This window comes from Burkholderia sp. Bp9015 (assembly GCF_003853505.1).
Taxonomy (GTDB): Bacteria; Pseudomonadota; Gammaproteobacteria; order Burkholderiales; family Burkholderiaceae; genus Burkholderia.
Genome location: NZ_QTPZ01000037.1, coordinates 60,130 through 77,890 on the forward strand (window position 1 = coordinate 60,130; position 17,761 = coordinate 77,890).

Sequence of the window (17,761 nt, forward strand, 5' to 3'; positions counted from 1 at the left end):
CTCGGAGCAATGTCAAGCGAAAGGAATCTTCACTCATCCTCAACGCGTTCGATCTTTGCGTTGAACGACGACGCTCTCGTCAGGATATCCAACCCGGACACGACTTGCCCGAGATTGATCAGAGATCTCGAGTATCCGAAGTCGTTATAAAAGACCGCAATGTTTCCCCAAGGCGCGTAGTAGGCGACGGTACCAATAGATGGATCAAAACCGTCCGGCGCGCCAGACGTCGACAGCTTGCGCGGAAGATAGCCAATCTTCTCGGTCGCGTGATAGTCCTCGAACTTCAACGTCATCGGTAGCTGAGACAGGAAATCTCTGCTTGTCGCGCTGTCTTCGAGCTCGGCGACGACTTTTCGGCCATCGATGCTGATCGCAATCTTCACTCGGTTCTCTCCTTGAATTCCGCCGCCGCTCACGTTTGTACTCTTTGCCAGTTCCGCGGCATCCAATGAGCCAGAACACAGCATCGTGATTGTCGTGATCGAAACGGCCTTCGATACGATATCCCACGTCATAAGTTGCCATCTCCACATGCGCGTTGCATCAAACCTCGTGCCTTGAAGTTGCTGCCGTCTCTCATTTTTTCGTTGGCACAGTCGTATGCATGGCGGGCGCCGTCTTCTCGGTCTGTGCAGCAAAACATCATAAGTCAGACAAGTCACCAGATTGATGACTTGATATGAATGTGGGTATGAGCGCTGTTCACGAGTTGCGCATTCGTCGTTCCCGCACAATGCCTCGCTTGTCATCACGCCAATTTCCCGCGACTGCGTCTGTCCGTTCGTCGGCAATTCCGTAACTCAACTTTCCTTCGACGACATCCCAACGTGTTCGACGAGGCCGTCCCATGCTTCGCGAAAGCAATAGCGATCAAGCGCCCTGTCGCAACGAAAGTTCCACTACATGGAACCCATGCTATCTATCAGAATACGTGCTAGTATGATTTCCATCAGAGGGAGAGTCGGTCAGTGCCGTACGAGCACCGACCGATTCCACACATACCCCGACCGCAGTACATGAGAGGTGACACGTGGCAAGCATTGATCTCATCAAACCTGACTGCCGATATTCCCGGGAAAATTTCTCGCCATCGACGACCGCCCACTTCCCTCCTGAAGTGCGCTCATCTTTCGTCAAGTGAACAACGGGAGATTTCCCTTTCAGTCCGGGGTCATCGAACAAGCCGCTCACGCGTTCCGCAGCGATCGTCGGTCACGGCGCACCTGGGTCGCCTGAACGTACGGGTCGCTACGGACGCCAGAGTCGTACCCTCACCATTGCTGCTGTCGAGCGACGATTTACATCCATAGGAGAACCAAAGTGTCGTCTTCATCTGTCAGTTCATTGCCGATCAGCGCAGGTCATCAAAAGGCGCTCGATTGGCTGAAGTCCGGTCCCAAACGCCTGCTGATTGGCGGACAATGGGTCGAGGCGGCCTCTGGCCGCACGTTCGAAACGAGCAATCCGGCGACAGAGGAAACGCTGACGATGGTCGCGGAAGCAGACAGCGCCGACATCGACAAAGCCGTCATTGCTGCACGCAAGGCACTGGAGTCGAAGACGTGGAGCGGGATCTCGCCCCATGCACGCGCCCGGTATCTGCTGAGAATCGCCGATGCGGTCGAGCAGCATGCCGATGAACTCGCTGTCCTTGAGAGCCTCGACATGGGTGCACCGGTCGCGTTTTCCGCCGGTCGCGTCGCGTCGACAGCCGAGCTTTTCCGCTACTACGCCGGTTGGGTTACCAAGATCCACGGGACGACCAATCCGACCGACGATGCGAAGTTTATCTATATGTTGCGCGAGCCGATGGGCGTCTGCGCACTCATCAACGCATGGAATGTCCCGCTTGTAATGGCGGCTTCCAAGCTGGGGCCGGCATTGGCTTGTGGGAACACCGCGATCCTGAAACCGGCCGAGCAGGCACCCCTGTCGACGGTGCGACTCGCCGAACTGATCCATGAACTCGACCTGCCGCCCGGCGTCGTCAATGTCGTTCCGGGGTTCGGTGCAACCGCCGGCGCGGCAATGGCGGCACATCCTGACATCGACAAGATCGCGTTTACCGGTTCGACCGGCGTCGGCCGGCAGATCCTGCAGGCGTCCGCCGGCAACATGAAGAAGGTTACGCTCGAGTTGGGCGGGAAGTCGCCAAACATCATCTTCCCCGACGCTGACCTCGACAAGGCGATCGAAGCGGCGGTAGTCGGGTTCTGCCGGAACTCGGGACAGATCTGCTCGGCCGGCACGCGTCTTTTCGTGCATGAAAGCCTTCACGACGAAGTCGCGCGACGCATATCGGATATCGCTTCGCAGTACAGGGTCGGTTCTCCGCTGGCGCAGGATACGCAATTGGGGCCCCTCGTCTCACGCAGACAGATGGATCGCGTGCTGTCTTACATCGATGCGGGCAAGGTGGAAGGCGCAACGCTCAATACCGGTGGCGAACGCGTCGGCAATGTCGGCTACTTTGTCGAACCGACGGTCTTCTCGGACGTATCGAACAAGATGCAGATCGCGCAGGAAGAAATCTTCGGCCCGGTCCTGTCGATCATTCCGTTCCGTGACGAGGACGATGCCATTCTCAAGGGCAATGACACGCTGTATGGTCTGGCGGCCGCCGTGTGGACGCGTGACGTGAGCCGCGCGCATCGCGTGGCGCGCGCGCTGAAGTCGGGGCGCGTGTGGATCAACACGTATGCGGAGACCGACCCGGTCATGTCCATCGGTGGATACAAGCAATCGGGATACGGGCGCGAGATGGGGGCCGAGTCGATCGAAGCGTATACGCAGACGAAGTCGGTCCTCATGCGTCTTTGATCGACGGAAATTGCAGGCGCACACGTGAATGCCTGTGCGAATGAAATGGACTCGGCATCCGTCCGGTCACATGATTCGGTACCCGACGAAGTCAAGTCACGCCCGGTGTTGCGGCCGAGTCAGACCAGGCCAGCGCAACCGGGCACGACGTGCCAACAACAGGATTCAATGAAATCCCACACATGGATACGCACGACTATATTGTGATCGGCGCGGGCTCGGCCGGCTGCGTCCTCGCCCGCCGGCTGAGCGAAAACAGGGAGAACCGCGTACTGCTGCTCGAGGCCGGACCGGATGCCGACAAGTTCTGGGTTCGAACGCCAGCCGGCATGGCAAAGCTCTTCTTCAACGAGCAGTTCAACTGGAACTACTACACGGAACCCATGCCAACTCTGCTCGAGCGCCGCATGTACTGGCCACGAGGCAAAGGTCTCGGAGGGTCAAGCTCAATCAATGGCATGGTGTATATCCGCGGACATCGCCAAGACTTCGACTACTGGCAAAGTCTCGGAAATACTGGATGGGCTTATGACGACCTGCTGCCCTACTTCAAGCGAATGGAGCACAATGAGCGCGGTGAAGATCACTACCGCGGAACTGGCGGCCCCCTATGCATCAGCGACCCGGTCATCCGGCACCCGAGTTCCGTTGACTTCGTCAAAGCAGCAGTCAACAGCGGTATCCCTTATACCGAAGATCTGAATGGCGAGCGCCACGATGGCGTCGGCTTCATTCAGCACAATATCCGATCTGGCCAGCGCGATTCATCCTACACGGCGTTTGTCGAACCGGTCCGCGACCGGGCGAATCTCGAGATCCGTACCGGATGCCTGGTCCAGCGAATCATATTCGAAGGGCGTGAAGCGGTCGGTGTCGAGGTGGTCGAACAAGGCGAACGACGCATCCTGCGTGCATCTCGCGAGATCATTCTTGCCGCCGGCGCACTCAATTCCCCGCAGATCCTCATGTTGTCGGGAATCGGCGCGGGAACCGAACTCCAACGTCACGGGATACCGGTATTGAACGATCTGCCCGGCGTCGGACGGAATTTGCAGGATCACTTCTACGTGCACTGCAGTTTCACCTCGACCTGCGACAGTTCGTACAACCGCGACCTCAATGGCCTCAGGAAATACTGGCAAGGTCTGAAATACGTGACAACACACTCCGGCTACCTCGCGCTCGGTTCGTCACAGGTGGCGGCGTTCGTAAAAAGCAGGCCGGACGAGCCTTACGGAGATCTGCAGATCAGTTTTCGTCCGATGACGTTCACGTATCACGAGAACGGAAAGATCGAGGTCGATCCGGTCCCGGCCATGTCCGCCTCGGTATACCGTGTCCGTCCGTCCGCGACAGGAACAGTAACGCTGCGATCGGCGGATCCGGCGCAATCTCCCGCATTCACACCCAACTTCCTCTGCCATGAAGAAGACATCCACGCGATGATCCAGGGCGTCAGGCAGATCCGGAAAATAATGTCGACTGAGCCGATCGCATCTCGCGTCGTGAGCGAACGTTTCCCCGGTGCGAGCACGGAATCAGACGATGCTCTTCTCCGCTTCATGGAACAGCACGGCAATTCGGCGTTTCACCCGGCCGGAACCTGCAAGATGGGGCGCGATTCGATGGCTGTCGTCGATGAGCGCCTGAACGTCAGAGGCGTGGAACGACTCCGTGTCGTCGATGCATCGATCATGCCGCGCGTGACGGCCGGCAATACGAACGCGCCATCGATGATGATCGGAGAGAAAGGGGCGGACATGATCGCACGCGACTCGAAAGCACGCCGCTCGATCGCTACCTAGGGAGGTTAATCAGTCTCACAAGGAGATGCAAACCATAAATTTCTCATTACTTTTTCTCAAACATTTAACATAGGAATACGAATCAAGGAATCGATAAAATCGCTCATCCTCACGAAGACTGCCGTCGGAACGACCGGGTTCATCGGGTTCCTTGACTGCGCGTCCCGCCGCAGTTATGCAGGTCAACGACGAACGCTCATTGCCGCCACATCGAATTTCGTGGCCCGCATGCGGGGCGCTCGCTCAGATTGAAAGAACATATCCCCATCAATGGGAGGAGACAATGTCCAGATCCAGTCCTTGGCGCACGCTTGCCGCCGGTTCGATCGGGAATTTCGGCGAGATATACGACTTCGCGGTGTTCGGCTTTTCGGTGCCGATCCTCGCGACACACTTTTTCCCGGGCAGCGATCGAACTGCCGCGATACTGAGTACTTTCGCCGTCTATGCCGTGGCGTTTCTCGCCAGACCGCTCGGAGGCCTGATGTTCGGCATGATCGCGGACCGAATCGGTCGGGTCAAAGTCATGGCCATGACGGTCTGGTTGATGGCGCTAGGCACAGCGTTGATGGGCGTGTTGCCGACCTATGCCGAGATCGGTATTGCGGCGCCGATCCTGCTTGTGATGTGCCGTTTCGCGCAGGGACTGGCGCTGGGCGGAGAGACGTCCGGCACGACAAGCTTTATCGTGGAAGCAGCGCCCGACGATCAGCGAGGACGGTGGCTCGGCTTTACCCTGATCTTTTCCCACCTGCCGAACGCGGTCGTTGCCGGCCTGCTCATTGCCGTCCAATCAGTTGGATCGACCGCCTACGCCGAGTGGCTCTGGCGAATTCCCTTCCTGATGGGTGGCCTGATCGGCGTGGTCGGGTTCTGGCTGAGGCGGAGCATCGATGAGCCTGAGGAATTCAAGCAGGCCGCTCGCAAGAACAATGCCGACAACCCACTGCGCGCCGCGCTGCAATCGGGCGGCGTGAGGGGCATGTTGAACGTCGTGATGATCCAGCCGGTGTATTCGGTCGGCGCTTATCTGCTGCTGGGTTTCATGTACACGTTTCTCGTCCGCGTGGCAAAGCTGGAGCCGATGTCTGCACTCATTTCCAACGCGATCGCAGTCATCGTTCTGTCGCTGCTGCTTCCGCTGGGCGGTATGTTTAGCGATCGGTTCGGACGCAAGCGTGTGCTGACGTTCGGCGCAGCCTGGCTCGCGCTCGCAGCCTATCCAGCGATGCATCTTGCGGCTTCTGGAACGTTTAGTGGCGCCGTAATGGGGCAAGTCCTGCTAGCAATCGGGCTCGGGATCAATGGCGGTGCCAACTTCGTCGCGGCACCTGAGTTCTTCCCGACGTCGTTCCGGGCAACCGGACACGCAATCTCGTACCAGATCAGCGTAGCGCTGTTTGGCGGCACCAGCCCGTTCATCGCGACGTATCTGACTCAGGCGATCGGCACGCCTCTCGCCCCGGCTCTCTACGTTAGTGCAATCGCGTTGATGTGCCTTGTTGCTACGCAATTCGTACCCGAGACCCGAGGCATCCGTCTTCGCACGTCGGTCGAAGGCGCTCCATCCGATGCTGGCACTGCAGTGTTGCATGACGCGCACTGAGCGACGTTGACCCGGGAGAAAATGGCGGTGACCGCAGGAACGTCACCGCCACGAGCGTTTTTCTGCAAGGTGCCCGGCTTTGACAGCGGGCATCGTCGCATTCAAGGATACGGTGCGACACGATTGAAAACGCGCATCGAGAACATACGCGGCCGCAGCCTGAACAGCATCACGGCATGGTACATGGCACAAGCTGACCGCGAAGATAACGCCCTGGGTCTACGATCCGCACTGACACCCTCGTGAACCCAACAATCATCTGATCGGCTCTATAGAGTCACTGGCACGCGACACCAGAACAGGTAGGTAAATCATTCCTCGCCGACACTTCGAACCGTGATGAACTGCTCGCCCGAAGTCCATGCTGATGTCGATGGATAGCTATCCGGCGCAGAATAACATGGGCAACAACGGGATACGAAGCTCGTCGCTGGCTCATTTCTGAAACCGTTCCGAAGTGCATGTGCGCACCGCGTTGGCGATAGCTCGCCCTCGGCAACGCCTGAATCAATCCACGGCACGCACCGTTCGCCTTCCCCTCGGCGGCGACACGCTCCAGCAGCCGGCTTCGTCGCGAAAAAAGAAAATCGTAAATTCCCGCCCGGCCACCACGGAGTCAACCCGCACGCAGCGCACGTCATGCGGGTGACCGAGGCCCGAGCGAGTCAGTCGGATCACGTTCCCGCCCGTTGTGCCAAACCACTTGCTAACGATCCAGCGTAGCGATTGCCCGCGCTCCATTTCCCGCTCCCTGATGCTCCGCACATCGACACCCTGGCCCCGCGCCGGCGGATGATCGCCGGCTTGGTAACACCGCTCCGGCTAGATCTCGATCATCTCGAAGTCGATCTTCGTCGCGGAACATTCAGGGCAAATCCAGTCGTCCGGGACGTCCGCCCATCGCGTCCCGGCAGGGATGCCCTCGGCCGGCATGCCTTCCGCTTCGTCATAGACGAAGCCGCACAGCACGCACTGCCACAGTTTGAATTCCAGCTGTACCGGCTCGCTTTTCGGTTCGGTACCATGGCCAGTCTCATTCACGTTTGCACTCATCTGATTCACCATTTCATCGATCTTCAAAACCAGCGGCCGTCCGATCGCGCCCGCTGGCGTCAACAATGCGACGCACGCGCCGCCGCCGTTCAGGCTCGCACCTTGACGTCTCGCAAGAAGCCACCGTCTTCGGCCACTTTCAACAGCAGACCGCTCGGCTTCCATCGCTTCCCGTAGCGCTTATGCCATTCGCATACCTGACGATAGATCTCCTTCGCACCGATCGAATCGGCCCAGTACATCAGACCACCGCGATGTCGCGGGAACCCGAAACCATAGAGCCACATGACATCGATGTCGCTCGCGCGATATGCCTTGCCGTCCTCGAGGATCTTGCATGCTTCGTTGACGGATGCGAACAGCATCCGCCTCAGGATTTCATCGTCGGTGAACGTACGTTGGGGAACACCGAGTTCGTTGGCGACCTCCGCGATGATTCGGCGGACTTCCTCATCCGGATGGGGCGTACGATCACCCTCGATGTATCGATACCATCCGGCGCCCGACTTCTGCCCCTTTCGCCCCAACTCCACCATGCGGTCCGGGACGTGAAGTTTCCGATAGGTCGGATCCGCTGCCGCACGGCGTTTGCGTGTGTCGTAGCTGACATCGAGCCCGGACAGATCGCTGACCGCGAACGGTCCCATCGGATAGCCAAACTCGACCATGACTTTGTCGACCTGCTCGGGAAGCGCGCCCTCCTCCAGCATCAGCATCATCTCGGTGACGAGCGGTGCGCGACTGCGATTGGCTGCAAATCCGTCGCAGGTGCCTGACACCACGCTGACCTTGCCGAGATCCCGGCCCATACGTGATGCACGCACGATCGTCTCGATCGAAGACTGTTCGCCTCGGACGATCTCGCACAGTTTCATGACGTTCGCTGGCGCGAAGAAGTGCGCACCCGCAACGTCTTTCGGACGATGGGTCATCGCGGCCATGGTGTCGATGTCGATCGCGGACGAGTTCGTGAGCAGCAATGCACCGCGCTTCATCACCGCATCCAGCTTCGAAAATACTTCGCGCTTGAGATCGATGCGCTCGAATACCGCCTCGACCACCGCATCGCAATCCGCAATTTCTTCATAACGCTCGGCGGTGCGGATGCGCGCCATGCGCGCGTCCATTTCCGACTGCGTGAGGCTTCCGCGCTTGACCCTGACCGCATAAGTATCGCGAATGCGGTTGATGCCACGCTCCAGCGCCTCGGGCGTCGCCTCGAGCACGCTGACAGGGATCCCGGCATCCGCGAAACACATTGCAATGCCGCTTCCCATCGTCCCCGCACCGATCACGGCGGCGGATGCGACCCGCGCGGGCTTGAGTTCGGCCGGCACGCCGGGAATCTTCGCGGCCTCCCGCTCCGCGAAAAATGCATAGCGCAGCGCGCGGGCCTCGTCCGAACCTTCCAGTTCCGCAATGGAACGCTGCTCCAGCGCAAGGCCCTCGTCGAACGGCTTCTCGATCGATGCTTCGACACATGCGATCGCATGCTGAGGTGCCATCAGCTTTTTGGCGCGGGCAGATGCTTTCGCGCGCGCGGCGTCCCAGCGGGTCCTGTCGCGTCGCGTCTCCTCGATGCGCTCCGACCTGTCCCGCACGCGCGGAAGCGGCCGTGCACTGGCGACGCGCCTGGCGAGATCGAGGGCCGCACCGCGCAATGAGTCCGGACTCACGACGTCGGTCACGATCCCGAGGCGCAGCGCTTCAACTGCGGCGACATGACGACCGGTCACGATGATGTCGAGTGCGGCTTCCGGCCCGATCAAGCGTGGTAGACGCTGCGTGCCGCCGCCTGCCGGAATGATCCCAATAGCGACTTCCGGCAAGCCGACCTTGGCATCCGTCGAGGCGATCCGATAGTGACACGCCAACGCGTGCTCGAGGCCGGCACCCAGCGCATAACCGTGAAGCGCGGCAATGACCGGCTTGCGGCTCGCGTCCAGTGCCGCCGTGCTGACGCTGCTGGTGATCGAGCGAGCCTTGCCGAACTGACGGATGTCGGCGCCAGCAATGAAATTGCGCCCCGCACCGATGAGCACGATCGCGTCGACGGCCGGATCGTCGTTTGCGCGCGCAACGCCTTCAATGATGCTTTCTCGCATCCCGGGCGCAAGCGCATTGACGGGCGGATTGTCGATGGTGATGACGGCAACGCCGTCCTCAACGTCATATTTCACAAGCTGAAGGTCGCTCATCTCATTTTCCATATCGTAAGAACCATCCGGAAGTGCCCACGCGCGGCATACGCAACACACGCGTTCCAGGCGCAAGCGGGCCACCCCGTTTCGCTGGCGGACACGGCATTCGTGCGTCGCCGAGCCCACTCCCACATCCCTGTGCAACGTCGATCCGATGGTATCATGCGTTTTACTGAGTAGCATTAATTCCACTCAGTGAAACCAAGGAGCCCATTTGTGTCGTCCGGTCCGTGTGCGTACGGATCGGTTTCCAGCTGCGCAGAACCGATGCTGCAGCGCCTGGAAGCGCATGCCGGCAGTGCGGCCGACACAACCCGTCCGTTCCGAAAACATGGAGGAGTGTCAGCACATGACTATCAGAGGCAAGGCATATATCGTCGGCGCATACGAGCATCCGCTGCGCAAGGCGCCGAACCATTCGGTCGCCCAGTTGCACGCCGAGGTCGCGAAGGGCGCGCTTGATGACGCCGGCCTGTCGAAAGACGACATCGACGGGTATTTCTGCGCGGGCGATGCGCCCGGCGCGAACGCGTGGTCGATGGCCAACTACCTTAACCTGAACAGGCTGAAGCACATCGACTCGACGGACATGGGAGGATGCTCGTACCTGATCCACGTCGCGCACGCTGCCCAGGCCATTGCAGCCGGCAAATGCAACGTAGCGATGATCACCCTCGCCGGTCGGCCGAACTCCGAAGGCATTTCAGGCACCCAGGTACGGGTGCGTGGCGTCAATCTTCCCGATGCGCCCTATGAGATGCCGTACAACCCGGTGACTGTGAATTTGTATGCGATGGCAGCCATGCGGCACATGCACGAATACGGCACCACGAGCGAACAGCTCGCGTGGGTCAAGGTGGCCGCGTCGCACCACGCGCAATACAACCCGAACGCGATGCTGAAAAACGTGGTCAGCGTGGACGACGTCCTCGCCTCGCCCATGATCTCGGACCCACTTCACCGGCTCGACTCATGTGTCGTCAGCGATGGCGGTGGCGCCGTGATTGTGGCGCGCCCGGAGATCGCGAAAGCACTCAATCGCCCACCGGTCAAGATTCTGGGCAGCGGTGAATCCACGAAGCATCAGATGGGCGGCAAGATCGATCTCACCTACACGGGCGCGGCATGGACCGGCCCACGCGCATTCGAGGAGGCCGGTGTCCGCCCCTCGGACATCCAGTACGCATCGATCTACGACAGCTTCACGATCACGGTGATCCTCCAGCTCGAGGATCTCGGCTTCTGCAAGAAGGGTGAAGGCGGAAAGTTCGTAGCCGACGGCAATCTGATTTCGGGCATCGGAAAGCTTCCGTTCAATACGGACGGCGGCGGGCTGTGCAACAACCATCCGTCCAATCGTGGCGGGATCACGAAGATCATCGAGGCAGTTCGCCAACTGCGCGGCGAAGCCCGTCCGGAACTCCAGGTACGCAACTGCTCGCTGGCACTCGCGACCGGCATCGGCGGCGCAATTGGGCACCGTCATGGCGCCGCAACGCTCATCATGGAAAGGGAATAAGCAAATGGCCACCCCATATACCGACCGCAAGATCAACGACCCCGCCATGAATCCGGGCGACGAGCCGTATTTCGACGCCGCGTCGGATGGCAGACTACTCGTCAAATACTGCAATGCCTGCAACGAACCGCACCACTATCCGCGGTCGTTGTGCCCGTTCTGCTGGAGCGACCACCTCGAATGGAAGGATGCACGGGGACTCGGGACGATCTATGCGTTCAGTGTCACGCGACGCGGCACGCCGACCCCTTACTGCATCGCCTATGTGACGCTCGACGAGGGCACGACGCTCATGACGAACATCGTCGATACCGATCTCGACGCGGTCAGAATCGGCCAGCGCGTCAAGGTCGTTTTCAAGAAATCGGAAGGCGGTCACTCGATTCCGATGTTCACGCCCGTGGCCGACACGCACGCATAACGGACGGGCTGGCACGGTCCGTGCGTTCGCGCCGTCCACTCCTGAACACGGCGCTTCATCCGGAGAATTTAGATGGCAGGCGTAGCCTTGTACAGCGCGGTCGGAGACACGATCACGCACTATGACGTCGACGTCGACGCGGCAACCCTCTCGAAGAGAGCAACGATTCGCGTGCCGGCCAAAGTGCAATATGCGTGGCCCCATCCTTCCCGCTCGCACCTGTACGTCACCACCAGCAGCAGCGGCCCGCGCATGCGCTCGGACTTCAACCATGTGAGTGCGTATACGATCGGACCCGACGGCGCGCTGTCCGCGCATGGCGGGCCGAGGTCACTCGATCGTCGTGCGGTTCACATGTGCGTCGACCCATCCGGGCGCTTCATTTTGAGCGGGCACAATTTTCCCGCGAGCGGGATTACCGTACACCGAATCGAACACGACGGAAAGATCGGTGAACCGATCGCACATTCCGAAACGTTGGACTTCGGCATCTATCCGCATCAAGTCATGGTGTTTCCGAGCGGCTCGCCAGCCTTGATCGTCGATCGCGGCAATCAGGCGAAGGAAGAACGAGCCGAGGAGCCCGGTGCATTGCGTTCCTTTGAATTCGTGGACGGCAAGCTGTCGCCGGGCGAGGTCGTTGCTCCCCGCGGTGGATACGGGTTCGGGCCACGACATGTCGACTTCCATCCGTCGAAGCCGTGGCTCTATGCGTCCGACGAACGCACCAATCGGGTCTACCAGTTTCGTTTCGCCGATGGAGCGATCGAGGCGGAGCCTGCCTGCTCGCTCAATACGCTGGCGGAGCCGCTCCGTGCGAATCCTCGCCAACTCGGCGGCCCGATCCATGTGCACCCGATCGGTCGATGGGTCTATGTAGCAAACCGGGCTGACCATACGGTCGACTTCGCCGGCCAGAAGGTATTTGGCGGCGGAGAAAACAACATTGCAGTGTTTCGCATCGACCCCGACTCGGGCAACCTCGAACCGATCCAGCACGCAGACACCCAATCGTTTCACGTCCGGACGTTCGCGTGCGATCCGAGCGGTCGCCTACTCATCGCCGCCAGCATCAAGCCACTCGCTGTTCGCCGGGGCGACGACGTCGATGTGACACCTGCAGCGCTGTCCGTGTTTCGCATCCTCGCGGACGGACGTCTGGAGTTCGTGCGGAAATATGATGTCGACACGCCGAACGGCCAGCTTCAGTACTGGATGGGTATCGTCGGCGTCCGCTGACTGCCCCGTCGCTCAATACGCACCAACTCGGTTGCGTATTGAGCGACGAGCACGCGGGGGCGGGGCGTCACTCGCCCCGCCCCCGCGATGTTCGTCAGATCCTGTTCAGGATGCGGCCGCCATCGACGAGCATCGAAATACCCGTGACGAAATCGGCCTCATCCGACGCCAGGAACAGCGCGGCATTCGCCACGTCCCACGCGGTCCCTTGACGGCCGAGTGGCACTTTCGCGTTACGTTCCGCCTCCACCTGCTCGCGCGATTGATTCCATTCGCGCACGCGCGTGTCGACCGCCATCGGGGTGGCGATCAGCCCGGGCAGAATGCTGTTCGCCCGGATGCCGAACGGCGCGTTCTGCAGCGCCAACTGCTCGGTAAACGCGATCACGCCGGCCTTGGTCGCCTTGTACACGGCATACGGATACTTGCCGAGCGCGGCAGCCGAGGCAACGTTGACGATCGCGCCCGAGCGTTGTTCCCGCATGATCGCGACCGCATGCTTGCATGCGAACATCGTGCCGCGCAGATTGATCCGGCAGATGTTGTCGAATTTTTCTTCGGTGAGATCCATCAGGTCCGCGTCGCCGCCACCGAGGCTGACCCCCACGTTGTTGTGCAGGATATCGAGCGTGCCCCAGCGCTCCTTGGCTTGCCGCATGGCTTGGCCCAGCTCGCTTTCGCGCGTGACGTCGGCCGCCGCGGCCACCGCCTCGAAACCTTCACTACGGATCAGCGCCGCCGTTTCCTCTGCGGATTCGAGATTCCTATCGACTGCGAGCACGCGCGCACCCTCGCGCGCGAAACGCACCGCCGTCGCCCGACCGTTACCAAACCCTTCGCCGGGGCTCTGCCCCGCGCCGATAACTACAGCTACCTTGCCCTCAAGCCGCTGCGAGGGTGTCCAGCCGGGACCGCGATTTGAATTCATGAGGTTCTCCTGTACTCCTATCTCCAAGGTTGAAATCGTCCGTCACCCGGGCATCCGAAAGGTCCCAGGCCGTCCGGCATCCTGCTCCCGACATTGCGGCTAACGGGGCGATCCAGCCGCCTCACCAGGTTCGAACCCGGCGCCTCCATGCGTTGAAAGTAATGCTATCATAGGTTCTGTTTATCGGTACGAGTTCCACTCACTAGAACAAAACCATCGAATCGTCACTGCATCGTGCGCCTGACGCCAGTCGCTGTCAGACTGCGATTCGAGATATGCTGGAGGAGCAATGACACAAACCGCCTCACTGCTGATCGCAGGCGATTGCGGCCCGGTCCACGGGCCTGCCGCAGGCTTCCCGATCGACGGCTATACCGCCCTCGTGCGCCCCGCACTGGAGCGAGCCGACTTCCGTTTCATCAACTGCATGCGGGCATATTCGAACCGTGGCGTGAAAACCGAGCATGCCCCGCAGGTCTGCCAGCCGGTCGAAATGGCGCAGATATTCACGAGCGGTCTCTTTGACGCCGTCACCCTTGCAAACAACCATAGCTGCGATGCTGGCGTGGATGCGATGCTGGACACCAGGATGTTGATGAATGCACACGGCGTCCAGGTGACCGGCGCAGGCAGGGATCGCAAGGAAGCAAGGCGCGCCGCGATCATCGAGAAGAATGGTGTAACGGTCGGCTACCTGGGCTACACCTCCGTCGCGGCACAAGGCAGCGAGGCCGGGCCGGACAAACCAGGCGTGATGAACATCGGGATCGAGACCCGCTACGAGCCGCGCGGACCGCATCAGTCCGTACGCGTGCGAACGGAGCCGAACCCGAACGACCTCGACATGTTGCTGGAAGACATCGCCACGCTGCGGAGTCAGGTTGATGTCGTCGTGCTCGCATACCACGCCGGCGTGATTCGCCTGCCGCGCATCATCCCGGACTATCAAGTCGTCGTCGCCCACGCAGCGATCGAAGCAGGCGCCGACCTGGTCGTCGGGCATTCGCCGCATATTCCGAAAGCCATCGAGGTCTATCGAGGCAAAACGATCTTCTACAGTCTCGGCGTGTTCGCCATGACGAAGCCCTTCGCCGCGCCGTCGTGGCACGACGAGCCGGCCTGGGCACACGGCGCAGTGCGCAACCACACGGATCTCGACCCCGACTACCCGTTCATGCCTTACGGCAAGGCGAGCACGCTGGCATTAATGGCAAAGGCGACGATCTCGGGCGAAGGCGTCGTCCGCACCTCGTTTCTTCCGATGGCAATCGACAAGCAGTATCGTCCGGAAATATTGCGTCCGGACGATCGCCGATTCTCGAACGTTCTGTCCTACATGGAGTGGGTATCGGAAGACATGCCCCATCGCTTCAGCGTCGAAGGCGACGAAGTCGTCATCTCGGGCTGACCCGCCCCCCACCACCCGAGCATCGCGAGAACCCTCATGGATTTGGGAATCAAAGGAAAGACCGCCCTCGTCACCGCGTCGAGCGGCGGAATGGGCCGAAATATCGCTCATGCCCTTGCTGCCGAAGGCGCCAACGTCGTACTGTTCGCGCGGTCGGCCGACAAACTGCAGGCTGTTGCCGATGAGATCGAGCGCACATATCACGTACGGGCCGTGACGGTGCCTGGCGACATGCGCGTGAGCGGCGACGTGGAACGCCTCGCCACCACAATCGGACGCGAATTCGGCGGCCCCGACATCGTCGTCGTGAATACGAGCCGCCCGCCCAATCCGATCCGCGCCACGCTGGACGAAACCGACGAGGCCAGATGGACCGAGGCCTATCAGAATCAGCTATGGAGCACCATTCAGGTCCTCAAGCAAATCACGCCGGCGATGCGCGAACGCGGCTGGGGGCGCATCATCGCGATCACCTCTGCATCCGTGAAGTCGCCGATGCCGCACCATAGCCTGTCAACGGTTTTCCGCGCGGGCGTCACCGCCTACATGAAGCATCTCGCCAACGAACTCGGCGATCGAGGTATCACGGTGAACTGCGTTGCGCCGGCCCTCATCGAGACGCCGCATCGCAGCGGAGCCGCCGCGTATACAGCCGAGCAGGCGGAAACACGCAAGAAACTCACGCCGCTGGGACGCATGGGTTCCCAGGAGGAGCTGGCAGGGGTCGTGACGTTCCTCGCATCGATGCAGGCCGGGTTTATCACGGGTTCGACCATCGCCGTCGAAGGCGGCATGATCGGCTCGCTTTTCTGATCTCCCGACGCGGCGGGACGCAGCTGCGGGTTGGATCTGCCGCTACTGCGCCTTGCCGCCATACTGCCGGGAGATATCGGCGGCCGCCGTCACGGCGAGCTTGATGAACTCCTTTTCGTGCATTTGCATCCGGACGGTCGGCGCGCCGACCGACAGGCAATAATGCACTTCCTCGTTGAAGTCCTTGATCGGTGCTGAAATCGCGGAAATGCCGAGAAGTCGCTCGCCATGCGAAACCGCGTAGCCTTGCTCGCGCACCCGCGCCAGCTCCTCGAGCAAGTCGGCTTTCGTCATCTTTCGGGCCCGGGCGGCACTGGTGACGATGGGAGTCAGCTCAGTCTTCGGCAGGTAAGCCATCAGCACCTTCGACGCGGAACCTGCCAGCAGCGGAATTTGCTCGCCGGCCTGAACGACCGCCCGCAGCGGCGCCGTAGCAGTGGATACGGCATCGATACAGACACGATTCCCGCCGTTGACCGTATGGATCGATACGGTTTCCTTCGTCTGTTCCGCCAGATCCAGCAGGAACGGCCGGGCAATCTCCCGAATCGTCAGCGTGCTGCGCACCAGGCCGGCCAGCCGGGTAAACCGGAACGACAGGCAATACTGGTTATCTTCCAGGCGAACGAGATACCCCGCACGCTCCAGGCTCTGAACGATCCGGAAGGTCGTGGATTTCGGCAAATCGATGCGATCCGCGATCTCTTGCAACGACAGGCTGCTTCTCTCCGCGCTGAAGCTTTCGAAGATCGCAAGGATACGTTGGACTGAGCGCATCATATCGGCAGCATTCCCTCTGGAAGGTCATTGGATTTCAATATGCTACATTGCGACGCATTCGCGACCGCCGCGGGCGTAATGTAGCTGTAACGCGCATGTTACCATGCGGTTCCAATGTACGGCACGGGTTCCAGTTGATTCGCGGTTCACCGCGGTACCGGTTCGGTCGTGCCGCGACGGCCGCCGGAGCAACTCCGCATCGGCAGTCCATATGCAGCCTGGCCACACGCGTTTTGAGCACCGCACGTTGATTACGTAACGGTCCGTCAAGAATCGCCGGACCCGTCACGATTTCATCGTCTCGACGGCGGGCGCACCAGACCCGCTGCAGCCGCCCTGAGGTTGCGCGGCCGTGCATGAATCGCTGTCAGCCTCGCATACCCGACAAGGAGCGCCTGCAACAGCAATGCGTCTGTTTTCGGCTTCTTTCTGTATATGGGCGTCGGCACCATTCTGACCGGCGCGAGATCTCTGGATGGTTTCGGATAGTGCCTCGTGCATCTCCTGAACAACTGTCCGACGAGGGGTGCGGTACCCGGATCCTCGAGGAATGCGCCGTAGTTTGCGATGCATCGGCCGATCCATGCGCCGCCCTCCGGGTTTGCCGTCCCGTCAGAAACCATGGTTCGGCAGAAGCGATCGACGTTGCGGAAGGCGGCTTCGTTGCTCGCGGGTCGCGGGTCGCGTCAGCGCGAGCAGATCCTCGTGCAATCCATACTGCAATCTCTCGAGGATCGCACGTAGCAAATCGCCTTTGCTGCCGAAATGCCAATACACGGTGCCGCGCGTTAGCGCTGCGGACTTCGCAATGTCGTCCAGGGTAACGGTTTGAAATCCGCGTTCGACAAATAGCTGCTCACCCGCATCCAGGATGGCTTCACGGGTGAGCAATGCACTGCGCTTCGTTTTACGAACCATCGCTACCGATCGATTGATCCGGTGCGCGCGGCGTCTCGCCGGCGCGCTGGATCCAGCCGCCGCCCAGTGCGCGGTACAGCGTGACCAGGTTCGTCCAGCGTGCCAGACGTGCGCTGATCAGCGACTGCTGCGCCGAGTACAGGTCGGTCTGCGCGGTCAGCACCGACAGATAGCTGTCGACACCGTTCTTGTAGCGCAGGTCCGACAGGTCGAAGCGACGCTGCTGCGCGTGCTCGTTGCGCTCGAG

Annotated in this window: 15 protein-coding genes; 8 read left to right on the plus strand and 7 right to left on the minus strand. The window is 60.6% G+C overall.

The features are described 5' to 3' along the window. Positions 1-29 precede the first annotated feature (29 nt). Positions 30-518: a cyclophilin-like fold protein gene (locus DIE12_RS30430; protein ID WP_260429056.1), complete on the minus strand. Its 489-nt coding sequence runs from the start codon at positions 516-518 to the stop codon at positions 30-32. Positions 519-1,323: 805 nt separating this feature from the next. Here DIE12_RS30430 and DIE12_RS30435 point away from each other — a divergent pair. The 3 genes from DIE12_RS30435 (at position 1,324) to DIE12_RS30445 (ending at position 6,234) form a co-directional block, all read left to right on the plus strand. After that, positions 1,324-2,823 carry an aldehyde dehydrogenase family protein gene (locus DIE12_RS30435; protein ID WP_311768017.1) on the plus strand — a complete coding sequence of 500 codons (1,500 nt, stop codon included), beginning with the start codon at positions 1,324-1,326 and terminating at the stop codon, positions 2,821-2,823. A gap of 182 nt (positions 2,824-3,005) precedes the next feature. After that, complete coding sequence (locus tag DIE12_RS30440) at positions 3,006-4,628, plus strand: GMC family oxidoreductase (protein ID WP_124523485.1); 1,623 nt, start codon at positions 3,006-3,008, stop codon at positions 4,626-4,628. 283 nt (positions 4,629-4,911) lie between these two features. Further along, complete coding sequence (locus tag DIE12_RS30445) at positions 4,912-6,234, plus strand: MFS transporter (RefSeq protein ID WP_124523487.1); 1,323 nt, start codon at positions 4,912-4,914, stop codon at positions 6,232-6,234. 822 nt (positions 6,235-7,056) lie between these two features. Here DIE12_RS30445 and DIE12_RS30450 read toward each other — a convergent pair. Beyond that, positions 7,057-7,299 (minus strand): rubredoxin, encoded by a 243-nt coding sequence (locus tag DIE12_RS30450; protein WP_081055728.1) that lies wholly within the window; start codon positions 7,297-7,299, stop codon positions 7,057-7,059. Between the two features lie 77 nt (positions 7,300-7,376). Continuing rightward, a complete protein-coding gene (locus DIE12_RS30455) occupies positions 7,377-9,485 on the minus strand; it encodes a 3-hydroxyacyl-CoA dehydrogenase NAD-binding domain-containing protein (RefSeq protein ID WP_124523489.1) in 2,109 nt (702 codons plus the stop codon). Between the two features lie 352 nt (positions 9,486-9,837). Between DIE12_RS30455 and DIE12_RS30460 the strand changes: the two genes are divergently transcribed. The 3 genes from DIE12_RS30460 (at position 9,838) to DIE12_RS30470 (ending at position 12,667) form a co-directional block, all read left to right on the plus strand. Beyond that, positions 9,838-11,007 carry a thiolase domain-containing protein gene (locus tag DIE12_RS30460; protein ID WP_124523491.1) on the plus strand — a complete coding sequence of 390 codons (1,170 nt, stop codon included), beginning with the start codon at positions 9,838-9,840 and terminating at the stop codon, positions 11,005-11,007. Between the two features lie 4 nt (positions 11,008-11,011). Further along, complete coding sequence (locus DIE12_RS30465; RefSeq protein ID WP_124523142.1) at positions 11,012-11,428, plus strand: Zn-ribbon domain-containing OB-fold protein; 417 nt, start codon at positions 11,012-11,014, stop codon at positions 11,426-11,428. 72 nt (positions 11,429-11,500) lie between these two features. Continuing rightward, positions 11,501-12,667, plus strand: coding sequence for a beta-propeller fold lactonase family protein (locus DIE12_RS30470; RefSeq protein ID WP_124523493.1), 1,167 nt, complete (start codon positions 11,501-11,503; stop codon positions 12,665-12,667). Positions 12,668-12,761: 94 nt separating this feature from the next. Here DIE12_RS30470 and DIE12_RS30475 read toward each other — a convergent pair whose 3' ends face one another. Then, positions 12,762-13,595 carry an SDR family NAD(P)-dependent oxidoreductase gene (locus tag DIE12_RS30475; protein WP_124523495.1) on the minus strand — a complete coding sequence of 278 codons (834 nt, stop codon included), beginning with the start codon at positions 13,593-13,595 and terminating at the stop codon, positions 12,762-12,764. Positions 13,596-13,884: 289 nt separating this feature from the next. Between DIE12_RS30475 and DIE12_RS30480 the strand changes: the two genes are divergently transcribed. Continuing rightward, positions 13,885-15,003 (plus strand): CapA family protein, encoded by a 1,119-nt coding sequence (locus DIE12_RS30480; protein ID WP_124523497.1) that lies wholly within the window; start codon positions 13,885-13,887, stop codon positions 15,001-15,003. A gap of 36 nt (positions 15,004-15,039) precedes the next feature. Further along, the gene (locus tag DIE12_RS30485; protein ID WP_124523499.1) at positions 15,040-15,816 is read left to right on the plus strand and encodes an SDR family oxidoreductase; all 777 of its coding nucleotides are present in this window, start codon (positions 15,040-15,042) and stop codon (positions 15,814-15,816) included. Between the two features lie 42 nt (positions 15,817-15,858). On the opposite strand, the gene DIE12_RS30490 is transcribed toward DIE12_RS30485, so the two are convergent. The 3 genes from DIE12_RS30490 to DIE12_RS30500 all read right to left on the minus strand — a co-directional run. After that, positions 15,859-16,596: an IclR family transcriptional regulator gene (locus tag DIE12_RS30490; protein ID WP_221623857.1), complete on the minus strand. Its 738-nt coding sequence runs from the start codon at positions 16,594-16,596 to the stop codon at positions 15,859-15,861. Between the two features lie 612 nt (positions 16,597-17,208). Further along, positions 17,209-17,514 carry a TetR family transcriptional regulator gene (locus tag DIE12_RS30495; protein WP_124523501.1) on the minus strand — a complete coding sequence of 102 codons (306 nt, stop codon included), beginning with the start codon at positions 17,512-17,514 and terminating at the stop codon, positions 17,209-17,211. Further along, a partial coding sequence (locus tag DIE12_RS30500; RefSeq protein ID WP_148092724.1) for a TolC family protein occupies positions 17,504-17,761 on the minus strand: 258 nt, incomplete at its 5' end. The genes DIE12_RS30500 and DIE12_RS30495, both read right to left, overlap by 11 nt.